This is a genomic window from Caballeronia sp. LZ003, assembly GCF_031451465.1.
In the GTDB taxonomy this organism is placed as follows: domain Bacteria; phylum Pseudomonadota; class Gammaproteobacteria; order Burkholderiales; family Burkholderiaceae; genus Caballeronia.
Genome location: NZ_JARUXJ010000003.1, coordinates 499570 through 523625 on the forward strand (window position 1 = coordinate 499570; position 24056 = coordinate 523625).

Below are 24056 nucleotides of genomic sequence, written 5' to 3' on the forward strand. Positions count from 1 at the left end.
AGACACTCGATATGAGCAAGACAGTACCACCCTTAGCCTTCGCCGAAACCGACGAATCCATCGACTCGGAAGAGGAATTGCAGGCGCGCGTCGCGTGGCACTACTACGTCGGCAACCTGACGCAGCAGGAGATCGCGGAACGTATAGGCAGCAACCGCGTGCGCGTGAACCGCCTGCTCGCGGCAAGCCGCGAGTCGGGTCTCGTGCAGATCACCATCAACAGCAAGATAGCGCCATGCGTCGCGCTGGAAGAAGCGCTCAGCAAACGCTTTGGTCTTGAATGCGCGGTGGTCGTGCCGACCGGTGCGAACACCGAAGCGAACAACGCGGCGCTCGGCATCGGCGCGGCGAGCTACTTTTCGAGGCAGATCGTTGCAGGGCAAACTATCGGGCTTGGCTGGGGACGCACGATCCGCGCCGTGCTGCGCGCCATGCCGCAACGCAGTTATGGCGCGGTGTCAGCGGTGTCGCTGCAAGGCGGCCTCTCGCATTGCCCGAGCATCAACACGTTCGACATCGTTTCCGACTTCGCGGATATCTGCCGCGCGGACGGATATCTGTTCGCCGCGCCCATCTACGTCAGCAGCCAGAAGGCGCGCGATGTGATCCTGCAGGAAGGCACCGTGCGCGAGACCTACGAACTCGCGCGCAACTCCGACCTCGCCCTGTTGACTTGCGGCGATCTGACGGAATCCCTCGTCGTAACCTATGGCATCGACAATCCGGAGCAATTGCGCACGCTCGAAAAAGCAGGCGCGGTCGGCGACATGCTCGGGCATTTCATGGATGAAGACGGCGAGCTGATCGATCATCCGCTGAATCGCCGCACCGTTGCGATCACGCTCGAAGACTTGCGCAAGCTGCGTCGCGTGGTTCTCGTCAGTGGCGGCGCGAAGAAGTTTCATGTCACGCGTGCGGCGTTGCGCGGACGCTATCCGTCGGTGCTCGTGACCGATGAAGACACGGCGCGGCGACTCTGCGACGAACCTTGAAGAGAACATGACCGACACCATCGACCGTAACCGCGAGTTTGCAGGCAAGACCGTGCTCGTCACCGGCGCGGGCAAGGGCATCGGCCACGCGACCGTGCATCTCCTGATCGAACGCGGGGCGCGGGTCGTTGCCTTGAGCCGCAGCGCTGCCGATCTCGCGCAACTCAAGGAAGAGACCGGCTGCGAAACCATTGCCGTCGATCTCGCAAATGCCGATGCCACCCGCGAAGCCGCGCGCGGCGCGCAACCGGTCGATCTGCTCGTGAACTGCGCGGGCATCGCGCAATTGCAGCCGTTCCTCGAGACGACCGCCGAAGCGTTCGATCTCACCATGAACGTCAACGTGCGCGCCGCGATGATCGTCGCGCAGGAGTGCGCGAAGAGCATGATCGCGCGCAATGCGGGCGGGGCCATCGTCAACGTGTCGAGCTTGTCGGCGACCGTCGGCTTGCCGTTGCATGCGGCGTATTGCGCGTCCAAGGGCGGACTCGACGCAATGACGCGCGTGATGGCCGTCGAACTCGGACCGCACGGCATCCGCGTCAACGCCGTGAACCCTGTCGTGACGATGACGCCCATGGCCGAGCGAGCCTGGAGCGACCCCGTCAAATCCGGCCCGATGCTCGCGCGCATTCCGCTGAACCGCTTCGTGCAGCCCGTGGAAGTGGCGCGCTCCATCGCCTATCTGCTAAGCGACGATTCCAGCATGGTCAGCGGCGTGAGCCTCGCCATCGACGGCGGCTTTCAGGCGGGCTAGCCAACAATAAACATTTCAAGGAAGGAACGACGATGGAAGCACTGGTTCTCGAAGAAGCACGGCGTATCAGCTTGCGGCCGTTCAGCTTGCCGCAGGTGGTCGGACCGCGCGACGTGCGTATCCGCATTCACACGGTGGGCATTTGCGGCAGCGACATTCACTATTACCAGCATGGCCGCATAGGACCGTTCGTCGTCAATGAGCCGATGGTGCTCGGGCATGAAGCGTCGGGCACGGTCATCGAGGTCGGCGATGAAGTGAGCAATCTCAAGGCGGGCGACCGCGTGTGCATGGAACCCGGCGTGCCGGACATGGAGTCGCGTGCATCGCGTGAAGGGCTTTATAACCTGGACCCCAAGGTGCGCTTCTGGGCCACGCCGCCCGTGCATGGCTGTCTCGCGCCGTTCGTCGTGCATCCCGCGGCCTTCACGTACAAGTTGCCGGACAACGTGAGCTTTGCCGAAGGCGCGATCGTCGAGCCGCTCTCCATCGGCTTGCAGGCCGCGAAGAAAGCCGCGATCAAGCCGGGCGATGTCGCCGTCGTGCTGGGTGCGGGCACCATCGGCATGATGTGCGCGCTGGCGGCGCTCGCAGGTGGATGCAGCCGCGCCATCGTCTGCGATCTCGTGCAGGAGAAGCTCGATCTCATTGGCGCGGTGCAGGGCGTGACGGCCGTGAATATCCGCGAACGCAATGCGAAGGACGTGATCGCCGAACTGACCGACGGCTGGGGCGCGGATATCGTGATCGAGGCGAGCGGTAATGAAAAGGCCTTCGAGGGCATTGTCGATCTGTTGTGTCCCGGTGGCTGCCTCGTGCTGGTCGGCATGCCGCAGCGCGCCATTGCCCTCGATGTGGTCGCCGTGCAGATCAAGGAAGCGCGCATCGAATCCGTATTCCGCTACGCGAATATTTTCCCGCGTGCGATCCAGTTGATCGCATCCGGCAAGCTCGATGTGAAGCCGTTCATCTCGCGCACATTTCCCTTCGCCGATGGTATCAAGGCGTTCGAGGAAGCATCGAGCGGCCTGCCTACGGATGTGAAAGTGCAGATCGTGCTCGAAGAATAACGATCGCCAAAACGATAACCGGAGACACGAACATGACGGATATGACGGCCATTGTGTGCCGCGCGCCGAAGGACTATCGCGTGGAGCGCGTCGCGCGCCCGACGCCGGGCAGAAACGAGATCGTCATTCGCATTGCCGCATGCGGAATTTGCGCGAGCGACTGCAAATGCTGGTCGGGCGCGAAGATGTTCTGGGGCGGCCCGAACCCTTGGGTCAAGGCGCCGGTCATTCCAGGCCATGAATTCTTCGGCTATGTGGAAGAACTGGGCGAGGGGGCGGCCGAGCACTTCGGCGTGAACGAGGGTGACCGCGTGATTGCCGAACAGATCGTGCCGTGCGCGAAGTGCCGCTATTGCAAGTCCGGGCAATACTGGATGTGCGAAGTGCATAACATCTTCGGCTTTCAGCGTGAAGTGGCGGATGGCGGCATGGCCGAATACATGCGCTTCCCGCCGACAGCCATCGTTCACAAAATTCCGGACGGCATCTCGCTCGAAGATGCCGCGATCATCGAGCCGCTCGCGTGTGCCATTCATACGGTGAATCGCGGCGATATTCAACTAAGCGATGTCGTCGTGATCGCAGGCGCGGGACCGCTCGGTTTGATGATGACGCAAGTCGCGCATCTCAAGACGCCCAGGAAGCTGGTCGTGATCGATCTCGTGGATGAGCGGCTGGAACTCGCGCGCGAGTATGGCGCGGATATCACCATCAATCCCAAAAGTGATAACGCGCTCGACATCATCCGCTCGATCACGGACCAATACGGTTGCGATGTCTATATCGAAACCACAGGCGTGCCTGCCGGCGTGTCGCAAGGGCTGGAATTGATTCGCAAGCTCGGACGCTTCGTGGAGTTCTCCGTGTTCGGTGCGGATACGACGGTCGACTGGTCGATCATCGGCGACCGCAAAGAACTCGACGTGCGCGGCGCGCATCTCGGTCCTTATTGCTATCCCATCGCTATCGACTTGCTGGCGCGCGGGCTCGTGACTTCCAAGGGCATCGTCACGCACGACTTTTCCCTGGAAGAATGGGACGAAGCGATCAAGACCGCCAATTCACTCGACTCAATCAAGGTTTTGCTCAAGCCTAAGAGCGCTTGAAGCAGGTGTTGCAAGCGCGCCGCATTTTCTTAAGCAGGCGTTTTCTTGCTGACATAACCCGTACTAAGATGTAACGGTCAACGACGACGCTCGCCGAGGCCGAATGTGAGACGAAAGGATCTGCTCTATCTTGCGATTCTGGCGCTTCTTCTAAAGTTCTTGCCTGTCCTTGCGCTCTGTTTCCTGGCAAGCGGCTTAGCGGATTTTCAACGCAGCCGCCAGTTCGATGCAGCAAACTGGCGGCGTTATTTTCTTGGCAATGGCCTGCTTACGTGGGTGCTTTCTCCCTTCAATTTGCTGGTCGATCTCATCTGCGAACGGAATCACGGCGTCTACGATCTCTCGCAGTTACCGGCCGCGCATCAAGACGAGATCCGCTCGATCATCGCCGCTTTCAACGACCATCTTCCGCTAGTGAACGCGCGCCTCGGAGGGCAAATGGCAAGCAAGCGCCGCGGCATGTGTTTCGTGCGCTGGTACGGCATGCCTGTCGATAGTTCGCTTGACCTACCGGAAATGGCGCGCGACTTCAAATACGTCAAGACCATCGGCATATCGGTTTTCAATGAGCGGCAGAGTACGTCAGTGCATTACGGACCGCTGCGTCTTACCTTGCGTTGTCTTTACAACCTCCGTCCTATCGACGGCGAAAATGTCTTTATCGAAGTAGCGGGGCTTCGTCATTATTGGCACGACGATCCGCTATTCATTTTCGACGATACGCTCGTGCATCGGTCGGTCAACGAATCTGATCGCTTGCGGTACTGCATTTTTCTCGATGTCTTGAGGCCTTCGCATTTTGCGCGCGTGCTTGACGTCATGGTCGCGGCGGTGCGTCTTGGCGTCATGTCCATGCGACGTGTGTTCTATGCAAACTGGGAAATGATTCGCTAGCTTGCCAATAGGCGAGAGGGCCGTGAAGCAACTCGCCTTAGCTTTTATCATGCAACTAACTGTCGATCGCGCTTGGTACTTTATGTTGACGCCTTAAAGCAAATGCCTCATTCCTTAAGCCTGCAAAGCAACATGGTGCTAAAGCCGTCTGAGCTAAAGGCGTCGCCATCCATGCTCCTTTTTTAATGCGGCGCTACAATCCGCTTGCCTCGTGCTTAGTCGCCTTGCATTCGAGACGCGATGAATTCAAAGACTGACGGCCGCCCCACGCCTTCAGCCTCATGCGATATCCGATAACCATTAATAAGCCGGAGCCGCCCAATGACCACGCTTTCCATCAACGGCCAGACGCATACCGTCGATGCGCCGCCCGACATGCCCTTGCTTTGGGTGCTGCGCGATCTTGTGGGCCTGACGGGCACCAAGTTCGGCTGTGGCATCGCGCAATGCGGCGCCTGCACCGTTCATCTCGACGGCGTCGCCGTGCGTTCATGCGTGCTGCCTGTGGCGGCTGTCGGTGAGCGCAAGGTGACGACGATCGAAGCCGTCGGCGACACACCCGCTGGCAAGAAGGTGCAGACCGCATGGCGTCAACTGGATGTGGTGCAGTGCGGCTACTGTCAGTCCGGACAAGTCATGTCCGCGACCGCATTGCTCACGACCGTTCCCAATCCGACCGACGACGACATCGACGCCGCGATGGCGGGCAACATCTGCCGCTGCGGGACGTATCACCGCATCCGTGCGGCGATCAAGCAAGCCGCGAAGGAGGCCTGAGATGTCGCAAGGCTTAATCGAGGCGGGACGTCATGCGTCGCGCGGGGCATTCTCGCGCCGTGCATTCCTCAAGTTCGGCGTAACGATAGGCGCGGCTGCCAGCGGCGGCTTATTGATCGGCTTTAGTCTGCCGGCCGCGAGCCAGGATCAGAAGAGCGGCAAGTCCGTTATTGCCGGCGATGGTGTCGAAACGCCGCAAGACGGCATATTCGCGCCCAACGCCTTCGTGCAGATCGACAAGAACGGCAAGGTCACGCTCATCATGCCGAAGGTCGAGATGGGACAAGGCGTTTATACGGCGCTGCCCATGCTGATCGCCGAAGAGCTGGAAGTGCCGCTCGACAGCGTAGCGATTGCGCATGCGCCGCCCAACGAAAAGCTTTTCATGGACCCGTTGCTGGGCGGTCAGCTCACCGGCGGTTCAACGTCGATTCGTTATGCATGGGAACCGATGCGCAAGGCAGGCGCCGCCGCACGCATGACGCTCATAGCGGCTGCGGCGCAGCAATGGCAATGCGATGCATCGACATGCAGCGCCGCAGGCGGCAAGGTCACGCAGGCATCCAGCGGGCGCAGCGCAAGTTATGGCGAACTCGTCGAAGCAGCCGCCAAATTGCCGGTTCCCAAAGACATCAAGCTTAAAGACCCCAAGGACTTCAAGCTGATCGGCACGCCCCCCAAGCGTTTGGATTCTCCCGAAAAAGTGGATGGCACGGCGGTATTCGGTCTCGACGTGCACTTGCCCGACATGGTCTATGCGGCCATCGTGAACTGCCCGGTGTTCGGCGGCACGCTCGTTTCAGTCGACGACAGTCACGCCAAAAAAATCCCGGGCGTGAAGCAGGTCATCAAGTTCGACAACGGCGTGGCGGTCATCGGCGATCATACGTGGGCCGCCAAACGTGGCGCGGCCGCGCTCGTGATCGAATGGAACGAAGGCGCGGGCGCGAACACATCGACGAAACAGCTTGTCGATGAAATGGCGAGCGCATCACGACGCTCGGGCGCCGTGGCGCGCAAGGACGGCGATGTCGACAAGGCGTTCGCCAATGCCAAGACGCGTGTCGATGCCGTCTATGTGCAGCCGTTGCTCGCACACGCGACGATGGAGCCGATCAACTGCACGGTGCACGTGCGCGCCGATGGTTGCGATGTCTGGCTAGGCACTCAGGTGCCCACGCGTGTCGTCGATGCAGGCGTCAAAGCCACGGGCTTGCCGCCCGAAAAGATCGTCGTGCATAACCATCTGCTCGGCGGCGGCTTCGGTCGACGGCTCGAATTCGACATGGCCACGCAAGCGCTCAAGATAGGCAAGCAGCTTGGCGTGCCGGTCAAGGTCACATGGTCGCGCGAGGAAGACATTCAGCACGACATGTTTCGTCCTTGCTATCACGACACGCTGTCGGCCGGTCTCGATGCGAACGGCAAGCCCGTGGCGTGGACGCATCGCATCGTCGGTTCGTCGGTGCTTGCGCGTTTTGCGCCGCCGGCGGTGAAGAATGGCATCGACCCGGATGCGGTGGAAGTCTCCGCCGATCTTCCCTACGATCTGCCGAATCAACTCGTGGACTACGTGCGCCAGGAGCCACGCGAGGTGCCGACCGCATTCTGGCGCGGCGTGGGACCGACGCGTGGCACGTTCGTCGTGGAGAGTTTCATCGACGAACTCGCGGCGCAGGCGAAGATCGATCCCGTGCAGTATCGACGCGATCTGCTCGGCAAGTCGCCGCGCGCGCGCAATGTGCTCGATGTCGCCACGCAGGCGGCGGAATGGGGCAAGCAAACCATGCCGCAAGGTCAGGGGCGCGGCGTGTCGGTCATGCATGCGTTCGGCAGTTACTTCGCAATCGTGGCGGACGTCGCGGTCGATAAAGCCGGCGCGGTGAAGGTCAGTCGAATCGTATGCGCGGTGGATTGCGGCATGGTCGTCAATCCGAATACGGTCGAGGCGCAGGTGCAAGGCGGCATCATATTCGGCATTACGGCGGCGCTTTATAGCGAGATCACGATCAAGGACGGCCGCGTCGAGCAGAGCAATTTCACCGACTACCGGATACTGCGTATTCACGAAACGCCGCCGGTGGAAGTGCATATCGTCAAGAGCAGCGAAGCGCCGGGAGGAATCGGCGAACCGGGCACGGCGGCACTCGCCCCCGCCATCACCAATGCGATTTATGCCGCCACCGGCAAGCGACTGAGGCAATTACCAGTCGGCAACCAGTTGCAAAGCGCTTGACGGAGGCCGACATGAAAAACGTATTCAAGCCTCTCGTGGCTGCCTGTTTTGCAGCGTATGCCGTGACGTCGACACTCGCGCATGCAGCGGATGCATCCGCCGATGCACTCGTCGCACGCGGCGCTTACCTTGCCAAAGCCGGCGATTGCGTGGCCTGCCATTCCGCTCCGCGCGGCAAACCCATGACCGGCGGCTTGCCGATGATGACGCCGTTAGGCGCCATCTATACGACCAATATCACGCCCGACCCCGACACAGGCATTGGCCGCTATACGGAAGAGGATTTTGCTAAAGCCTTGCGCGAGGGCGTTGCCAAGGATGGCCATAATCTTTATCCGGCCATGCCTTATCCGTCTTATGCAAAGATCAACGATGAAGACATGCATGCGCTTTATGCGTATTTCATGCATGGCGTCGCGCCGATCAAGCAGGCTAATCGCGAACCAGACTTCAAATGGCCGCTTACCATGCGCTGGCCGCTCAAGCTTTGGAATCTGGTATTTCTCGAGAAGGGCGTGTACCGCGATAAATCCGGCAAGGATGTCGCCTGGAACCGTGGCGCCTATCTCATTCAAGGCCTGGGCCATTGCGGCTCGTGTCATACGCCACGAGGTATCGCGTTCCAGGAAAAAGGACTCGACGAAACGAGCAGCGTCTATTTAAGCGGGGGCTTGCTCGACAACTGGTTTGCATCGAACCTCACCGCCGAACACAACACCGGTCTCGGCCGATGGAGCGAGCAGGATATCGCGACGTTCCTCAAAACCGGCGCGAACGGGCACGCGTCCGCATTCGGCGCAATGACGAGCGTGATCAACAACAGCACGCAAGCCATGAACGACAGCGATGTGGCGGCCATGGCGAGTTATCTGAAGTCGCTGCCGGCAGCGGGCGGTAACGGCAACGCGCCGTATTCGTATGATGCCAAGGCCACGAAGGTGTCCCTGGCGCGTCCGGCTGCATCGGATTCGGGCGCGCGTGTCTACACGGCGTACTGCATGCATTGTCACGGCGTGGACGGTCGTGGCTTTGCGCCGATGCTCGCGCCTTTGGCGGGCAATCCCAACGTGCTGGAAAAGGATGCGTCGTCGCTCATCAACGTGACGCTGAACGGTACTGGCGACCTCGTCATTCAAGGCGTGCCGGCGCCTTATCCCATGCCTCGCTATGCGCCGGTACTGAGCGATCAGCAGATAGCCGACGTACTAACGTTCGTTCGCGGCGCATGGAACAACAACACGCCCGCCGTCAACGTCGAGGACGTCACCAAAATGCGCAAGTCGACGCAGGCGGCGCGTTGAGCCGCGTCAAGTGGAAAAATCGACGACGTCGAGCGTGACCGAACTCGACGGATGAGCAAGGAATTTACGATGAACGCGAGCGCTGATGCGCTCGTAGCCATCGCTTAACGCTTTGAGCAGACGCTCGTCGGTAGCACCGACGGGCGCCCAGAAATATTGCTCCAATGCCTTGCGCGTGATGTTGCACTGAATGGCCTGCTCGCGCGAGAAGGCAACGAAACTGACGGACGCGCGGTCCGCCGAGACGCTGGCATTGACGTTCATCTTGCTTGTCATGATTCGACAGGGTTGTCCGGTTCGCGGTTTTTATTTTGTCAGAAATTCGCCGCTCCGCGCATGCTTCGTCGTTCGGCAAACGTGCGCAAGCAGGCAAACGACTTCCTTCATTACGGTGACATGGGAAGCCGCTAAAGTATTCTAAAGGGTTTGCCGAACGTTCGTTCGCTAATGCATTACGCGTTCGCTTTCCCCGCCGCGTCTCAAATGGCGGGCCGGACGGCCCGCACGAGCTACAGACGCTTGTCATTTTCGACAAAAGAATGGAAAGAAAAATAAAAACAATGCATGCTCAGGTGTACTACTCTAGATCGAATGTCCAGAGCAGTGTCTCCACCAAGAGCAGGAGTCGATAACGGTTCGACCTGGCGCGGCTCGCCCCGGTGTCAAAGATGGCGCGTCGTGCATTCCCGAAAGTTCACCAGGCAGCGGTCCGGCTCGCTTCGCGGACGTCTGTTGCCGCCAGCAGGAGCGGAACATGAAGCTTCCATCGACGATGGATCCCTGGAGCCGTACCCTGGCATTGCTCGATAGCCGGTCAAGCCGACGATCGCAGTCTGGCGAGACCCATGGGCTGATGCCGCGTGCCTTCACGCGCGAGCCATCGAACGCATTAGCGCGGGCGGCGGGCGCGGAAAGCGTGAACATTCGCGTGTTGGAGCGCTTGAGCGAATCGACACTGGCGCTTTCATGGCACGATCCCACTTCATTCAATTATTCAGAGCAGGTGTGGGCGCTTTGCACGGCGCGCAAGGGCGGAACGTGCGTGCTAAGCGGGCAGGTGATCAGGCGCGGGCAGCCGGTGTATCGGCCAAGGCGCGTGGGCAGTTCCGTGCCGCTCAATAGCGGCGCGATGATTCTCGCGGGCGCGCTCGTGACGGATGTGCACGAGCCTGCCGAGATGGCGCAGGAAAGCTGAGAAGTCGTCAAGAGGGCGTGTGCAATGCACGCCTCGCCACACCGCTTTTTTGATTGTTTCGCCAACGCCATATTCATCAAGCCATTGCGCCGTGCGCGGTTAAAGCACGTTAAGCGCATCGAACGCAATTAGGCCGAAAGCAATAAAAAGTAATCTTTTGAGCGATTGCCGCTATAACAATGGTATCGCTTTAAGATGTCTCGACGGGTGAGTGTGCGCGTCGAGATTAATGCTTCATTGTTTAAGCCTTTATCAATTCTCGTACGCTCATTCCCTAGACCTATGCAGGATATCAAACGGGGGAAGAATGGTTACATTGGCTCAGTTGGAAACTCAGATTCAAAAATTGCAGCGCCGTGCAGATGCATTGCGTGAACGTAAATCGAGCGAGGTCATCGCAAACATTCGCGCGCTGATGCAGGAATATGGCCTGACTACGGCGGATCTCGACAAGAGCGACAGTTCCCCTGGCGTCAAGAAGCGCGGGCGTCCGGTGGGGTCGAAGAATGTGGCTTCGTCCAGGAAGGCCGTCAAGAAATCGAAGATGCCGCCCAAGTATCGTGATCCCGCGAGCGGTCTGACTTGGAGTGGGCACGCGCGTCCACCGGCCTGGATCAAGGATGTAGCAGACCGTAGCGTGTATTTGATCGATGGCGCATCGAACGGCAAAACGGGCGCGCGTCGTGACAGTCCGGCAGGATCGTCTAAGGCAGCGGGCGCCAAGAGCAAAGCTCGTCCGGCAGGAAAGAAAGCGGCAAGCGTGCAAGAAGCAAGTACTTGAAAATGCGCTTAGCGCGGTTTAATCCCGCTAAGCAAGCAATGGACTGCGCATGCCGGAATAGCCGCTTGCGCGATCGTAGGCAAGCCCGACTTGCAACACGGCAAGATCCATTTGCGCCGGCCCGATTATTTGTATTCCGGCTGGCAAACCCGCAGGACCGAAACCGGCTGGCGCGCACAACGCGGGTAAGGACGCCATGGTTGCGGGCACCACGGTTTCCATCCATCGGTGATAGGTATCCATTGTTCGTGCGCCTATGGAATGAGGCCACTTGAGCGTGGCATCGAAGGGGAAGACTTGTGCCGCAGGCAGCACCAGAAAATCATAACTTTCGAATAGCGCGTTCAGCGTTTGATACCACGCCGAACGGTCCAGTGCGGCGCGGTAGACGTCTTCTCCCGAAAGACCCAGTCCGCGCTCGATTTCCCATACGGCTTCGGGCTTTAGCAATGCGCGCTTAGCGGCATCGCGATAAAGCGGCGCATTTGCGCCCGCGATGGCGAAGCTGCGTAAATCGATCCACGCTTGCCACAAGCGATTGAAATCGAATTTCAACTCTGCCGCTTCAACCGTGCAACCTGCCGTTTCAAAGTGACGCAAGGCGGCGCTACAGGTATCGAGCAAGGACGTCTCGGTAGGTAGATATCCGTTTAGATCGCCCAGCCAGCCGATTCGCGTGCCACGCATATCGCGCTCCAAGGCACTGGCAAATGCCGCCGGTGAATCGTTGCGGCGCGAGAGTGGGGCGCGCGCATCGAATCCCGCTTGCACCGAAAGCAGGAAGCCGAGTTCGGGGACCGTGCGCGCCATTGGACCGGCGACGCTGAATTGCTGATAGAACACTTCGTCGGCGGGGCCATACGGCACGCATCCCGGTGTACTGCGAAATCCGAACACGTTGTTGAATGCCGCAGGCGTGCGCAGCGAGCCCATCATGTCCGATCCATCGGCCACGGGAAGCATGCGCAACGCGACCGCAACGGCTGCGCCGCCACTGCTTCCGCCAGCCGACCGAGATGGATCGAATGCGTTGCGCGTCAAACCATAAACGGGGTTATAGGTATGTCCGCCAAGGCCGAACTCGGGAGAGTTGGTGCGGCCAATGAAGACCGCGCCTGCGCGACGCGTGCGTTCGAAAATAAACGCATCGGTTTGCGTGATTTGCTTGGCTAAGAGGGGCGAGCCTTTGGTCGTCACCATGCCGGCGACGGGCAAAATGTCCTTGGGCGCTTGAGGAAAACCATGCAACACGCCAAGACTTCCGCCATGCGCCAATTGCGTGTCGCGCTCGCGTGCGAGCTTTAGAAGACTCTCGCGATCCTGCATCGCGACTATCGCGTTGACTTGCGGGTTCAGGCGATCCACTTGCGCCAGATACGCGTTCATCACTTCGACGCAAGATACTTCTCGTGCATGGATAGCTTGGGATAGCGCAATGGCGTCGAGTGCAACGATATCGTTGGTGGGCAAGGAAGCAAGCCTGGTCATATGCGTTTAGCGATTAAATTCGGGTAACACATATCCCGCGACTTCCTCGATGACCGCGCGTGCCTCGCGCCGCTCAGAAGAAACGTTCAGCGTGACATGATGCGTGCCGTTATCCCGCATGGCGCGCAGCAGGTCGATCAACGCGCGATAACCCGTGCGATAGCCAAGAGAAATATCGCTGGCGGGTTCGTCGGGATCTTCGCTCAAGTCGAGACGCATGGCCACGCCGAATGCGCGAAATTCGCCGGGCGACACGCGCTCGACCGCTGCGCGCCACATGCTATAGCGGCCGCGCTGCGCTTGCGGTTCGCGGTGATAAGTCATCCAGCCAAGCGAGTGACGCGCAATCCAGTCGACGCTTTGACCGCCGGAGCCGACTGCGATCAGGGGAATCGAAGCGTCCTGCTCAGGCAGCAGAAAGAACGCGGGCGCACCTTCGGGCTCGCGGTCCGGAATGACGCGCGAGGGCACCTCGATGGCCGCAGCGAGCGTCTCCCAATGCCGTTTGTATAAGTCGCGGCGTTCTTCAGGATCGCGCCCGAAGGCCGCATATTCGGGCGGCCTGTCACCGGAGCCGACACCGAGAATGAAGCGTCCACGCGAAAGCGTATTGACGGAAACGGCGCCCTTGGCGATATGAAGCGGGTGTCTCAACGTGAGCACGATTGCTCCGCTTGCAAGCGCTATACGCTGCGTATTCGATGCAAGCGCGCCGAGCAGCACCCACGGATCGAGGTGTCCGACGGGATCGGGATAGTCGATGCTATTGAGCGGGACATCGCGCACCCATAGCGCACGAAAGCCGAGTTGATCTGCAAGACGCGCGAGTTCTAGCTGCTCGCTAAAGTCCACTACGGTCCGGCCCGACGTTACCAAGGGAAGCGTAAGGCCGATGGAGAGCTTGCCGGGTGCGAACAGCGTGTTCGCGATGGAAGAGGCGGACATGGCACTCGACGGAAGATGAGAAGGGCATGCTCCATCGATACTATCACTCGGCAAAGAAGCCCGACGCCGTCAAGCGCCGGGCTGTTCATGGCGTTAAATCGCGGGCACCACACGGCGATGCGTTACGAGCGATACGGCGAACGTCACGACGATATTCACCGCCAGCGCAATCAGGCCGATATAAAGCGGCCACGATCCCGCGCCTACATGCAGGACATACACCGGCTTGAGCCCTTGCGAGATGGCAAGTCCAGTGCCGAGCACGATTCCGACGAGCCAGCCGAGAAAGAGGCCGGGCATCGTCATGCGGCGCGTGTAGAGACTGAACACGATAGCGGGGAATATTTGCAGAATCCACACGCCGCCGAGCAATTGCAGGTCGATGGCATATTGCGTCGGCAGGAAGACGATGAACAGCAGCGCGCCGAACTTCACGACGAGCGATACCACCTTGGCCGTCGCGGCTTCCGAAGCGGGCGTCATGTCCGGCGAGATCAGCGGTCCCCACAAGTTGCGTGTGAAAAGATTCGCCGCGCCGATCGACATGATCGCGGCCGGCACGAGCGCACTAATGGCAATGGCCGCCGCCGCGAAGCCCACGAACCACGAGGGAAACAGCGTGTTGAAGAGCGCGGGCACGACATCCGACGCCGATTTCACATGAATGCCCGCCGCGATCGCCATATAGCCGAGCAATGCGATCAGGCCCAGCAGCAAGGTATAAGCAGGCAGAAAAATTGCGTTCTTGCGCACCGTGGTCGCGGACGACGAAGACAGCACGGCGGTCATGGTATGCGGATACATGAATGCCGCAAGCGCCGATCCAAGCGCAAGCGAAGCATACGCCGTGAATTGCGCGGGCTTGAGCGTGATGCCCGTTGCGCCGCCCTTGGCCTTGAAGAACTGATCGGCGGTATCGAACACATGCGCATAGCCGCCGAGCTTCGACGGAATGACCCACACGGCCGCGATCACGACGATATAGATCATGATGTCCTTGACGAACGCGATCATCGCGGGCGCGCGCAGGCCGCTCGTGTAGGTGTAGAGCGCGAGGATCACGAACGCGACGATCAATGGCAATTCGCCCGTCACGCCAAGTCCCTTGATGACCACCTGCATGCCGACCAGTTGCAGCGCGATATAAGGCATGGTCGCGACGATGCCTGTCAACGCGATGGCAGCAGGAAACCACTTGCCGCCGTATTCGCCGTGCACATAGTCCGCAGCGGTGATGTGATTTTTGGCGTGCGCGATTTTCCAGAGCTTGGGCATTACCGCGAACACGAACGGGTACACGATGATCGTATAAGGCAGCGCGAAAAAGCCGTACGCGCCGACCGAATAGACCAGTGCGGGAACCGCGATCACCGTATAGGCGGTATAGAAATCGCCACCGACCAGGAACCACGAAATCAAAACGCCGAATTGCCGGCCGCCCAAGCCCCATTCATGGAGTTGCGTAAGATCGCCACGCTTCCAGCGCGCCGCAAAGAAGCCGACGACGGTGACCAACAGAAAGAACGCGATGAAGATGGTCATCGCAACCGGATTGACTGGATTGAGATCGTTCATTTGATGCCCCGATACACGACATAAAGCAAAAGCGACGTGAGCGGCACCCAAAGAAACTGATACCAGTAGAAGAAGGGAAAGCCTGCGAACGATGGATGCGTGTCGTTATAAAACGGCAGCCAGAGCAGGGCAATATAGGGAATCAAAAGAGTCGCCCAGAGCCATGGACGGTTCTTGTTTTGGTCGCTCGTGTCGGGTTCCAACGCTGGTTCTCCTCATACGTCGTTGCGGGTTCGAGGCGCGGCGCAGTATCGTCTTTTGTCTGCGCCTGGCGCTGCGAGCGAATTATCCAAGATATTTGTAATTGATGCGCGCATGTCACGCTATCTTCGTTTAATGCTTACGTGTTCCTTTCCGGTTACGTCAAGCATTAGCTAAACCATCGCTTATAGTTGGTCCTGGCACGATGCGCTAAAGCTAAGCCGCCTCGAAGACGATCAGCATTGCACGCCTGACGCTAAAGCCCGCGGGATCGATCGACACACTCATGCTTCGTCGGACGATCCTTCGAGGTCGATTCCCAATTCAGCCGCCATGCGCTGAACCATCGCTCTTAGCTGGTTGACTTCAAGTGTCAGGCGCTTTTGCTCGGCCTTGAGCGATTCGACTTCCGATGGCGACCAAGACTCGCGTTCAGCGACATCGCGCACGGGAAAATCGCTCATGCTCACTTCGCCGCATAGCAAATGCACCCAGCGGCTTTCGCGCTCGCCCGGCACGCGCGGCAGTTTCATCACGCGCGGCGGGTCGTTGGAAGCGAGCTCATCGAGAAAGCTCTCCACGGAGGAGATGTCCGCGAAGCCATGCAGACGCGCGCTGTTCGAACGCAATTCTGCAGCGGTTTGCGGGCCGCGCAAGAACAACGTAGCGAGCAAGGCAACCGATTGGCTCGGCACACCAAGCACACGATTGACGTTATGTTCGAAACGCGGCACGCGGCTGCTGCTGCCTTCCATCACGAGCGAGAGGCGCTTCAATCCGTCGATGGTCGTGAGGACTTCGTCCTCGCTCACGTTCATGACTGGAGCCCGTGCGGTCTTCTGGTTGCATCCCGAGGTGAGGGAGTTGAGCGATAAAGGATAAGTGTCCGGCACGGTATGCTGCTTTTCTACGAGCACGCCAAGGACGCGTGCTTCGAGTGGCGTGAGTTCGCGCAAGGCAGGGCGCGAAGCGGGAGAAGAGGGCGTATTCATAAACTGTCGGAGACTGGCGGTGAGACGCTTATGATACCGGTGGAGCGCAACGATTCATGCGTACGCGCACCGTCGTGCGGCCGTCTGGCTTCCTCAGACTGTGCACTCGTTCGGACCGATGCGCTTTTCTGGTGCATGGATGTTGGCATCGGCGCAATATAAAGGTGTTTTTATTCCGGCTTGTACCATTGGCATTGAAGTTGCTTTTTGATTGAACGGCACTGGGCTGCCCGCGCATTCGATGCAGACGAAAATCGTGGCTATCGTTGGCATCGCGCTTAGAGGTCGCCTAAGAAACAACACGACATACCGGTTGAGTCCGGTCGGCCGCGTCGTTCAGGCTTTCGAGCGTTTGCGAGTGCAACCAGAATTACGAGCGAAGGGGCGCCGCCCCAGCATGCACTTCATATGGAAGACCGGTTATGACGCAAGCATTCTTCAACGAGATGTTCGAGCAAAGCGTGCTGGAGGCGCGCGGTGTGCCAGCGGCAGCCTTCAATGACGTGGGCGATCCGCGCAAGCATTACCGCGATTTCATGACCTGGCTCATCGCGCAGAGCGAACAGCAAATCAGCCTCAAGCGCGCCGAAGCCGATCTCAACTTTCGCCGCGTCGGCATTACGTTCGCAGTCTATGGAACGAGCGATACATCCGGCAGCATTCCCGAGCGCACCATTCCCTTCGATGTCATTCCGCGCATCTTTCCCGCAGACGAATGGAAAGCGCTAGAGCGCGGTTTGCGGCAACGCGTCAATGCGCTCAATCGGTTTATTCACGACATCTACCACGAGCAGAACATCATTCGCGCGGGCATCATTCCCGAGGCGCAGATTCTCAACAATTCGCAGTATCGGCCGGAGATGCGCGGCGTTAAGGTGACGCGCGACATCTATGCGCATATCGCGGGTATCGATATCGTGCGCGCGGGCCAGGGCGAGTTCTACGTACTCGAAGACAATCTGCGTGTGCCGTCGGGCGTGTCCTACATGCTTGAAAACCGCAAGATGATGATGCGGCTCTTTCCCGATCTGTTCGCGCGTAACCGCGTGGCGCCGGTTGCGCATTACCCCGATTTGCTGCTCGATACATTGCGCGCGGCGGCACCCGCAGGCGTTGAAAATCCGACGATCGTCGTGATGACGCCCGGCATGTATAACTCGGCGTATTTCGAGCACACGTTCCTAGCGCAGCAAATGGGCGTCGAGTTGGTCGAAGGACAGGATCTCTTCGTCGACCACGACTTCGTGTATATGCGCACGACGCAAGGGCCGCAGCGCGTCGATGTGATCTATCGCCGCGTGGATGACGACTTCCTCGATCCGCTCGTGTTCCGCGAAGATTCGTCGCTCGGCGTTCCGGGCCTCATCTCGGCATATCGCGCGGGCAACGTGTCACTCTGCAATGCGGTAGGAACAGGCATTGCCGACGACAAATCGATCTACCCGTATGTGCCGGACATGGTGCGCTTCTATCTCGGCGAAGAGCCGATACTCAACAACGTGCCGACATGGATGTGCCGCAAGCCAGACGACTTCAAGTATGTGCTCGATCACTTGCCCGAACTCGTCGTGAAGGAAACGCATGGCGCGGGCGGCTACGGCATGCTGGTCGGCCCGGCATCGACGACCGCGCAGATCGCCGAGTTTCGCAAGGTGCTCGAAGCGCATCCGGACAAATACATCGCGCAGCCTACGCTCGCGCTATCCACATGCCCGACGTATGTGGAGGCAGGCATCGCGCCGCGCCATATCGATCTGCGTCCGTTCGTGCTGTCGGGCAATGAGGTGCGCATGGTGCCGGGCGGCCTTACTCGGGTCGCGCTACGTGAAGGTTCTCTTGTCGTGAATTCGTCGCAAGGAGGCGGAACCAAGGACACGTGGGTGCTTGAACGCTAAGAGCCCCGGCTCGAGAATCGAGACGCGAACCTCCATATCAACAACCGGGAAAACCCATGCTGAGCCGTACCGCGGATCATCTCTTCTGGATGGCGCGCTATACCGAACGCGCCGAAAACACCGCGCGCATGCTCGACGCGAACTATCAGCTTTCGCTCTTGCCGCAGTCCGACGAATATGCGGAACTGGGCTGGCGCGCGATGCTTTCCATCTCCGAACTAAGCGGCATCTATTCCGCCGCGCACCACGGCATGAAGAGCCACGAGGTCGTCGACTTCATGGCGCGGGACATGTCGAATCCCTCATCCATCGTGAGTTGTCTGCGGGCTGCTCGCGAGAATGCACGCGCTGTACGCAGTTCGACGAACAGCGAGTTGTGGGAATCGCTCAATACGACGTGGCTCGACTGTCAGCGCATGCTGGCCGATGGCATTCTCGAGCGCGAGCCCTATACCTTCTTCGAGTGGGTGAAGTTTCGTTCGCATCTCTCGCGCGGGGTTCAGCTCGGCACGCTCGTCAAGGACGATGCGTTTTACTTCATGCGTCTCGGAACCTTCATCGAACGTGCGGATAATACGGCTCGCATTCTCGATGTGAAGTTCGAGATGATGGAGCAGCGCGCCGATACCTCCGCGCAGCCGTTCGATTATCACCACTGGACCGCCGTGCTGGGCTCGGTATCGGGCTTCGAGGTGTATCGCCGGGTGTATCGCGATGTCATCACGCCCGAGCGCGTTGCCGGCCTCCTGATTCTCTATGGCGAATGGCCGCGCTCGCTTGCGGCGAGCATTGCCGAAGCGGAGCTGCTCATCCGTCATGTCACCAAGGGTCGCGAAACCGAGGCGTCGCGCCTGGCGGCGCAGTTGAGCGCCGAGCTTAGAACGGGACGCATCAGCGAGATTCTGCAAGCGGGGCTGCACGCGTATCTTGTGAGCTTCCTCGCGCGCGTGAACGATCTTGCAGGCCGTATCAGCCGCGAGTTTCTCTTGCCTATCGCTCCCGAGACGCCGGAAGCGACTCAGGAGCCCTCGCAAACGCAGACGCAAACGCAGGGGACGGGTCAGTCGCAGAGCCAGTCGCAAGGCTCCGCTTGAACGCGTCCCTAGCGTTTCGACGCCGCCGCGACGACGCGATGCACGAAGCGCAGCTTGTCGATCACCGCCGGGGCGAGCGTGAACGGATAACCATCGGGCATGCCCAGGCTGCGGTTCAGGCTGTTGAGCACATAGGTCAACGGAAACCAGCGTTTCATCAGGTTATCGAAGGTGGTTTCCTCGACAGGCGTCTGGTCGGTAAGCGTCGGTTCATGCGGACTGTCGGGGACGAGCGCGAGGCCGCAGGACACGGCGGTATCGAGCGTATCGACGATATGCAGGTAATGCGCCCAGGTCTCGGCCCAGTCCTCCCACGGATGCATCGTGGCATAGCTGCTCACGAAGTTCTCTTCCCAGTTGGGAGGCGGTCCCTCGTTGTAATGGCGCTGGAGCGCGGCGTTGTAGTCCTGCTGCTCGTCGCCGAATGCAGTGCGATATGGCGCAATTCGCGCGGTGTCGCCAATCAGGCGATCGAAGAAATAGTGCCCTGTTTCATGGCGGAAATGACCGAGCAAGGTGCGATACGGCTCATGCAGATCGGCGCGCGTTTTCTCGCGATGCGCATCGTCGGCTTCCGCGATGTTGAGCGTGATGATGCCGTTGTCGTGACCCGTCATCACGCCGTGGCCTTGCGAATCGCCTTCGAGAAAGCGGAATTCGAGGCCGCGTTCCGGGTCTTCCTGCCGCGAGATCACCGGCAGGCCGAGCTCGGAAAGCGTATAGAGCAAGCGCCGCTTGGCCGCCTCGATCCGATACCAGTAGGTACGGTTGTCGGGATTGTCGAGGTTGGGAATGACGCTCGTGAGCTTGCAGGAGCAGCAGAGCGTTTCCGGCGAGTCGGCGGGAACCACCCAGTTGCAGACGTTCTCGACCTCGTAGTTATGACACGGGCGGTACAACATGTCTTTCGCGAGGGGATGCAGGCTTTTCCATTGGCCGTCGCCGGTTTCCTCGAATGCGCTGATCTGATTGAGTTCGGGCACGTAGCCAAGCCGCGCGCCGCAATTTTCGCAGTGTGTGTTCTCGAAGAACACGAGCTGATCGCAGCGGTTGCAGTGAAAAGTCTTCATCGTGATAGCCGGAAGGGGTGGAGTTCGCGTCGGAACCGACGCGGTGTTCGTGGATGCGCGCAGTCCACGCAATCATCGTGCCGCGTTAAGCGCTCTTCCCGCCTGGCGTTCCAGCAACGCTTAAGCAACAGATAAGACGCGCACGATGCACTGTCGTGTGCGGCGTCATTTGAATAAAAGGAGTCCGGTGTGTCCATTCGCGTCGCGTTGAACCATGTCACGCATTACCGTTATGACCGGCTCGTCGGGCTGTCGCCGCAAGTGGTGCGCTTGCGCCCGGCGCCGCATTGCCGCACGCCGATTCTGTCGTACTCGTTGAACGTCGAGCCCGAGGAACACTTCATCAACTGGCAGCAGGACGCGTTCGCCAATTATCAGGCGCGCCTTGTTTTCCCGGAGAAAACGCGCGAGTTCAAGGTGACGGTCGATCTCGTCGCCGAGATGGCGGTCTATAACCCGTTCGATTTCTTTCTCGAACCGTCCGCCGAAAAATTTCCGTTCGCTTACGCGCCGGATTTGCGCCACGACCTCGCACCCTACATGATCAAGCGCGAACTGACGCCGCGCTTTGCGGAGTTTGTCGCGAGCATCGACCGTACGGAGACGCCGACCATCGACTTCATGGTCGGATTGAATCAACGTCTCGCCGATGAGATTCGCTACCTGATCCGCATGGAACCGGGCGTGCAGACGCCGGAGGAAACGCTCGTCAGCGCTGCCGGTTCGTGCCGCGATTCAGGCTGGCTGCTCGTCGAAACGCTGCGCCATCTGGGACTTGCAGCGCGCTTCGTCTCGGGCTATCTGCTGCAGCTCGCGCCGGATACCAAATCGCTCGACGGTCCGAGCGGCACGGAAGTCGACTTCACGGATTTGCATGCATGGTGCGAAGTGTTTCTACCGGGCGCGGGCTGGATCGGTTTCGATCCGACCTCGGGCCTGCTCGCGGGAGAAGGCCACATTCCGGTGGCGTGCACGCCGGAGCCGGACAGCGCGGCGCCCGTTTCAGGTGCAGTCGATGAGAGCGAAGTCGAATTCAGTCACACCATGACCATCACGCGCGTGCTGGAAACGCCGCGTGTGACGAAGCCGTACAGCGAGGAAGACTGGAGTGACGTGCTGCGCATGGGCGATCAGGTCGATGCGCAATTGAATGCTTCCGATGTGCGCCTGACGATGGGCGGCGAGCCGACCTATGTCGCCGTGCGCGACCGCGATGCGCCCGAATGGAACACCGACGCCCTTGGTCCGACCAAACGCGCCTACGCGGTCACGCTAATGGACAAGCTGCGCGCGGAGTACGGCGTGAACGGCTTCCTTCATATCGGCCAGGGCAAGTGGTATCCCGGCGAGCAGTTGCCGCGCTGGGCGCTGTCGCTATTCTGGCGTGCGGACGGCGAGCCGTGCTGGAGCGATCCAACGCTCTTCGCGGACGAACGCGAGCCCGCCAACTACACCGCCGAAGATGCCGAGCGCTTCATTCGCCATCTCGCGGGCAAGCTTTCCTTGGATGCAAAATACGTTCAGGCGGGCTACGAAGACAGTTGGTACTACCTGTGGCGCGAGCGTCGCCTGCCGGTCAACGTGGACCCGTTCGACTCGCGTCTCGACGACGAACTGGAGCGCGCACGGCTCTTCCGTGTGTTCGATTCCGGCTTGCCCTCGGTGACCGGCTACGCGCTGCCCATTGCCCGCGAAGCCGCCGACGGCACACGTCCGGCGCACTGGGCGAGCGGCCCGTGGTTCTTCCGCGACGAGCGCATGTATCTGATTCCGGGCGATTCGCCGATGGGCTACCGCATGCCGCTCGATTCGCTGCCGTGGGTGGCGAAGAGCGACTATCCGTATCAGCACGAGCACGACCCGTTTGCGCCGTCCATGCCGTTGCGGCGGGCGGCTGAATTTCGCATGCAATATGCCGCCGACCTGGATTTTGAATCCGGTGTGCAAAATGCCGAGCCGGGCGCAGATGTTCTCGGCAGCGATGCGGCAGGTCCGGGGAAAGCATTGACCGGATCGTCAGCCTTGGGCGATGCATCGGCGTATTCGGCAAGCACTCGCATGCCCGAACGAGGCGAATCCGCGAAGTGGATCGCGCGTACCGCCGTGTGCGTCGAAGCACGCAATCCGGCGCGCGCCGCAGGTCCGAAAGCCGAAGCCGATGCGCTCAAGAAACACGGCAACGGCAATAAGCTCATGCATGTGTTCATGCCGCCGCTGACCTCGCTCGACGCGTATCTCGACTTGCTCGCCGCCGTCGAAGCCACGGCCGCCGACCTGCGTATCCCGGTGATCGTCGAAGGCTATCCGCCGCCGCGCGACACGCGTCTGAAGGTGCTGCAAGTCACGCCCGATCCTGGTGTGATCGAGGTGAACATTCATCCGGCATCTAACTGGAAACAGCTCGTCGAGCACACCGAATTTCTCTATAACGCGGCGCACGAGACGTATCTGAGCCCGGAGAAATTCATGCTCGACGGCCGTCATACCGGCACGGGCGGCGGCAACCACTTCGTCCTTGGCGGTGCGACTCCGCCCGACAGCCCGTTCCTGCGACGGCCCGATCTGCTCGCGAGCCTGATTGCCTATTGGCTCAACCATCCGTCGCTATCCACACTGTTCTCGGGTCTCTTTATCGGTCCGACGAGCCAGGCGCCGCGTGTCGACGAGGCGCGCAACGATCAGGTCTACGAGCTTGAAATTGCATTCAAGGAACTGCAACGCCAGCTCGATCTGCTGGGCGGTCGCGACAGCGCCACCGTGCCGCCTTGGCTCATCGACCGCATTCTGCGCAATATCCTGATCGATGTGACCGGCAACACGCACCGCGCGGAATTCTGCATCGACAAACTGTATTCGCCCGATGGTCCGACCGGCCGCCTCGGCCTGCTCGAACTGCGCGGCTTCGAAATGCCGCCGCACGCGCGCATGAGCCTCGTGCAGCAGCTTCTGCTGCGCGCGCTGGTCGCCCGCTTCTGGGAAAAGCCCTACACCGCACGCCTTACGCGCTGGGGCACGGAGCTGCACGACCGCTTCATGCTCGGCAGTTTCGTGGAAATGGATTTCGAGGACGTGCTGGCCGACTTGCGCGAAGCCGGCTTCGCATTCGAGAAGAGCTGGTTCGATCCGCATTTTGAATTCCGTTTCCCGCTCGTCGGCGCCTACGACACCAATGGCATCGAACTGACGCTGCGCAATGCACTCGAACCGTGGCACGTGATGGGCGAGGAAGGTGCGATAGGCGGCACGGTGCGCTTCGTCGATTCTTCCGTCGAGCGGCTCGAAGTGCGGGCGCTCGGGCTCAACGGCGCCCGGCATGTCATTACCGTGAACGGCCGCCCCTTGCCGATGCAGCCCACGGGACGCGTCAGTGAATATGTGGCCGGCGTGCGCTTCAGAGCATGGTCGCAATCGGCGTCGCTGCATCCGACCATCGACGTGCATGCGCCGCTGACTTTCGATATCGTCGATACCTGGACGGGCCGCGCCATCGGCGGATGTCAGTATCATGTCGCGCATCCGGGCGGGCGCAATTATCAGACGTTCCCGGTGAATGCATACGAAGCGGAGAGCCGCCGGCGCGCGCGTTTCTTCGCGACGGGACATACGCCGGGCGCAACACAGATCGAGCCGCAGCAACGCAGCCTCGAATTCCCCTTCACGCTCGACCTGCGCTATCGTTAAGAAGCG

20 protein-coding genes and 2 pseudogenes are annotated in these 24056 nt (G+C 60.1%); 14 read left to right on the forward strand and 8 right to left on the reverse strand.

Features of this window, described 5'->3' with window-relative positions; translation table 11 throughout:
- The first annotated feature begins 11 nt into the window (after positions 1–11).
- The 7 genes and pseudogenes from QCE79_RS19965 to QCE79_RS19995 all read left to right on the forward strand — a co-directional run.
- Positions 12–992, forward strand: coding sequence for a sugar-binding transcriptional regulator (locus tag QCE79_RS19965; RefSeq protein WP_244830810.1), 981 nt, complete (start codon positions 12–14; stop codon positions 990–992).
- 7 nt (positions 993–999) lie between these two features.
- Positions 1000–1749 carry an SDR family oxidoreductase gene (locus QCE79_RS19970; RefSeq protein ID WP_309847244.1) on the forward strand — a complete coding sequence of 250 codons (750 nt, stop codon included), beginning with the start codon at positions 1000–1002 and terminating at the stop codon, positions 1747–1749.
- A 32-nt stretch (positions 1750–1781) separates the two neighbouring features.
- Entirely contained in the window at positions 1782–2819 is a 1038-nt protein-coding gene (locus tag QCE79_RS19975; RefSeq protein WP_250511042.1) for an NAD(P)-dependent alcohol dehydrogenase, read from the forward strand.
- A 32-nt stretch (positions 2820–2851) separates the two neighbouring features.
- Entirely contained in the window at positions 2852–3925 is a 1074-nt protein-coding gene (locus QCE79_RS19980) for an alcohol dehydrogenase catalytic domain-containing protein (protein ID WP_250469351.1), read from the forward strand.
- Between the two features lie 105 nt (positions 3926–4030).
- Positions 4031–4819 carry an aspartyl/asparaginyl beta-hydroxylase domain-containing protein gene (locus tag QCE79_RS19985; protein ID WP_309847249.1) on the forward strand — a complete coding sequence of 263 codons (789 nt, stop codon included), beginning with the start codon at positions 4031–4033 and terminating at the stop codon, positions 4817–4819.
- Between the two features lie 321 nt (positions 4820–5140).
- On the forward strand, positions 5141–5596 hold the full coding sequence (locus tag QCE79_RS19990) for a (2Fe-2S)-binding protein (protein WP_244830799.1): 456 nt from the start codon (positions 5141–5143) through the stop codon (positions 5594–5596).
- Between the two features lies 1 nt (position 5597).
- Positions 5598–7292 (forward strand): annotated as a pseudogene (locus QCE79_RS19995) (molybdopterin cofactor-binding domain-containing protein); the annotation flags it as partial.
- Between the two features lie 78 nt (positions 7293–7370).
- On the opposite strand, the pseudogene QCE79_RS39360 reads toward QCE79_RS19995, so the two are convergent.
- A pseudogene (locus tag QCE79_RS39360) lies at positions 7371–7421 on the reverse strand (hypothetical protein); the annotation flags it as partial.
- Here QCE79_RS39360 and QCE79_RS39365 point away from each other — a divergent pair.
- Both QCE79_RS39365 and QCE79_RS20000 read left to right on the forward strand, forming a co-directional pair.
- Positions 7416–7832, forward strand: a complete 417-nt coding sequence (locus tag QCE79_RS39365) for a molybdopterin cofactor-binding domain-containing protein (RefSeq protein WP_370652259.1) — start codon at positions 7416–7418, stop codon at positions 7830–7832. The pseudogene QCE79_RS39360 and the gene QCE79_RS39365 overlap by 6 nt on opposite strands.
- A gap of 11 nt (positions 7833–7843) precedes the next feature.
- Entirely contained in the window at positions 7844–9133 is a 1290-nt protein-coding gene (locus QCE79_RS20000; protein ID WP_250527667.1) for a cytochrome c, read from the forward strand.
- A gap of 6 nt (positions 9134–9139) precedes the next feature.
- On the opposite strand, the gene QCE79_RS20005 is transcribed toward QCE79_RS20000, so the two are convergent.
- A complete protein-coding gene (locus QCE79_RS20005; protein WP_244830795.1) occupies positions 9140–9409 on the reverse strand; it encodes a DUF1488 family protein in 270 nt (89 codons plus the stop codon).
- A gap of 478 nt (positions 9410–9887) precedes the next feature.
- Here QCE79_RS20005 and QCE79_RS20010 point away from each other — a divergent pair, with 478 nt between their 5' ends.
- Positions 9888–10328 (forward strand): DUF3331 domain-containing protein, encoded by a 441-nt coding sequence (locus QCE79_RS20010; protein ID WP_250469359.1) that lies wholly within the window; start codon positions 9888–9890, stop codon positions 10326–10328.
- A gap of 229 nt (positions 10329–10557) precedes the next feature.
- Positions 10558–11109: an H-NS histone family protein gene (locus QCE79_RS20015; protein ID WP_309847259.1), complete on the forward strand. Its 552-nt coding sequence runs from the start codon at positions 10558–10560 to the stop codon at positions 11107–11109.
- Positions 11110–11136: 27 nt separating this feature from the next.
- Here the strand turns inward: QCE79_RS20015 and QCE79_RS20020 are convergent, their stop codons facing one another.
- The 5 genes from QCE79_RS20020 to QCE79_RS20040 form a co-directional block, all read right to left on the reverse strand.
- On the reverse strand, positions 11137–12597 hold the full coding sequence (locus tag QCE79_RS20020) for an amidase (RefSeq protein ID WP_309847262.1): 1461 nt from the start codon (positions 12595–12597) through the stop codon (positions 11137–11139).
- 6 nt (positions 12598–12603) lie between these two features.
- Positions 12604–13542: an LLM class oxidoreductase gene (locus QCE79_RS20025; RefSeq protein WP_309847264.1), complete on the reverse strand. Its 939-nt coding sequence runs from the start codon at positions 13540–13542 to the stop codon at positions 12604–12606.
- 93 nt (positions 13543–13635) lie between these two features.
- Positions 13636–15117: a monocarboxylate uptake permease MctP gene (gene mctP / locus QCE79_RS20030; protein WP_309847266.1), complete on the reverse strand. Its 1482-nt coding sequence runs from the start codon at positions 15115–15117 to the stop codon at positions 13636–13638.
- Entirely contained in the window at positions 15114–15320 is a 207-nt protein-coding gene (locus QCE79_RS20035) for a DUF3311 domain-containing protein (protein WP_370652249.1), read from the reverse strand. The genes mctP and QCE79_RS20035 overlap by 4 nt, the downstream gene beginning before the upstream one ends.
- Positions 15321–15602: 282 nt before the next feature.
- Positions 15603–16310: a YceH family protein gene (locus QCE79_RS20040; protein ID WP_244830789.1), complete on the reverse strand. Its 708-nt coding sequence runs from the start codon at positions 16308–16310 to the stop codon at positions 15603–15605.
- A gap of 422 nt (positions 16311–16732) precedes the next feature.
- On the opposite strand from QCE79_RS20040, the gene QCE79_RS20045 reads away from it, so the two are divergent.
- Together QCE79_RS20045 and QCE79_RS20050 are read left to right on the forward strand one after the other, a co-directional pair.
- Positions 16733–18205 (forward strand): circularly permuted type 2 ATP-grasp protein, encoded by a 1473-nt coding sequence (locus tag QCE79_RS20045; RefSeq protein WP_244830788.1) that lies wholly within the window; start codon positions 16733–16735, stop codon positions 18203–18205.
- Between the two features lie 56 nt (positions 18206–18261).
- Entirely contained in the window at positions 18262–19299 is a 1038-nt protein-coding gene (locus QCE79_RS20050) for an alpha-E domain-containing protein (RefSeq protein ID WP_250469366.1), read from the forward strand.
- A gap of 8 nt (positions 19300–19307) precedes the next feature.
- Here QCE79_RS20050 and QCE79_RS20055 read toward each other — a convergent pair whose 3' ends face one another.
- A complete protein-coding gene (locus QCE79_RS20055) occupies positions 19308–20369 on the reverse strand; it encodes a putative zinc-binding metallopeptidase (RefSeq protein WP_244830786.1) in 1062 nt (353 codons plus the stop codon).
- A gap of 189 nt (positions 20370–20558) precedes the next feature.
- On the opposite strand from QCE79_RS20055, the gene QCE79_RS20060 reads away from it, so the two are divergent.
- A complete protein-coding gene (locus QCE79_RS20060; protein WP_309847272.1) occupies positions 20559–24050 on the forward strand; it encodes a transglutaminase family protein in 3492 nt (1163 codons plus the stop codon).
- Positions 24051–24056: the final 6 nt, after the last annotated feature.

Bases quoted from the DNA above. Each gene is read 5' to 3' on its own strand.
- QCE79_RS20025 (WP_309847264.1), bottom strand. From the start codon at position 13,542: ATGTCCGCCTCTTCCATCGCGAACACGCTGTTCGCACCCGGCAAGCTC.
- QCE79_RS19975 (WP_250511042.1), top strand. From the start codon at position 1,782: ATGGAAGCACTGGTTCTCGAAGAAGCACGGCGTATCAGCTTGCGGCCG.
- QCE79_RS20020 (WP_309847262.1), bottom strand. From the start codon at position 12,597: ATGACCAGGCTTGCTTCCTTGCCCACCAACGATATCGTTGCACTCGAC.
- QCE79_RS20055 (WP_244830786.1), bottom strand. From the start codon at position 20,369: ATGAAGACTTTTCACTGCAACCGCTGCGATCAGCTCGTGTTCTTCGAG.
- QCE79_RS20015 (WP_309847259.1), top strand. From the start codon at position 10,558: ATGCTTCATTGTTTAAGCCTTTATCAATTCTCGTACGCTCATTCCCTA.
- QCE79_RS39365 (WP_370652259.1), top strand. From the start codon at position 7,416: ATGCATGCGTTCGGCAGTTACTTCGCAATCGTGGCGGACGTCGCGGTC.
- QCE79_RS20045 (WP_244830788.1), top strand. From the start codon at position 16,733: ATGACGCAAGCATTCTTCAACGAGATGTTCGAGCAAAGCGTGCTGGAG.
- mctP (WP_309847266.1), bottom strand. From the start codon at position 15,117: ATGAACGATCTCAATCCAGTCAATCCGGTTGCGATGACCATCTTCATC.
- QCE79_RS19965 (WP_244830810.1), top strand. From the start codon at position 12: ATGAGCAAGACAGTACCACCCTTAGCCTTCGCCGAAACCGACGAATCC.
- QCE79_RS20000 (WP_250527667.1), top strand. From the start codon at position 7,844: ATGAAAAACGTATTCAAGCCTCTCGTGGCTGCCTGTTTTGCAGCGTAT.
- QCE79_RS20050 (WP_250469366.1), top strand. From the start codon at position 18,262: ATGCTGAGCCGTACCGCGGATCATCTCTTCTGGATGGCGCGCTATACC.
- QCE79_RS19990 (WP_244830799.1), top strand. From the start codon at position 5,141: ATGACCACGCTTTCCATCAACGGCCAGACGCATACCGTCGATGCGCCG.
- QCE79_RS20005 (WP_244830795.1), bottom strand. From the start codon at position 9,409: ATGACAAGCAAGATGAACGTCAATGCCAGCGTCTCGGCGGACCGCGCG.
- QCE79_RS19980 (WP_250469351.1), top strand. From the start codon at position 2,852: ATGACGGATATGACGGCCATTGTGTGCCGCGCGCCGAAGGACTATCGC.
- QCE79_RS20010 (WP_250469359.1), top strand. From the start codon at position 9,888: ATGAAGCTTCCATCGACGATGGATCCCTGGAGCCGTACCCTGGCATTG.
- QCE79_RS20040 (WP_244830789.1), bottom strand. From the start codon at position 16,310: ATGAATACGCCCTCTTCTCCCGCTTCGCGCCCTGCCTTGCGCGAACTC.
- QCE79_RS19970 (WP_309847244.1), top strand. From the start codon at position 1,000: ATGACCGACACCATCGACCGTAACCGCGAGTTTGCAGGCAAGACCGTG.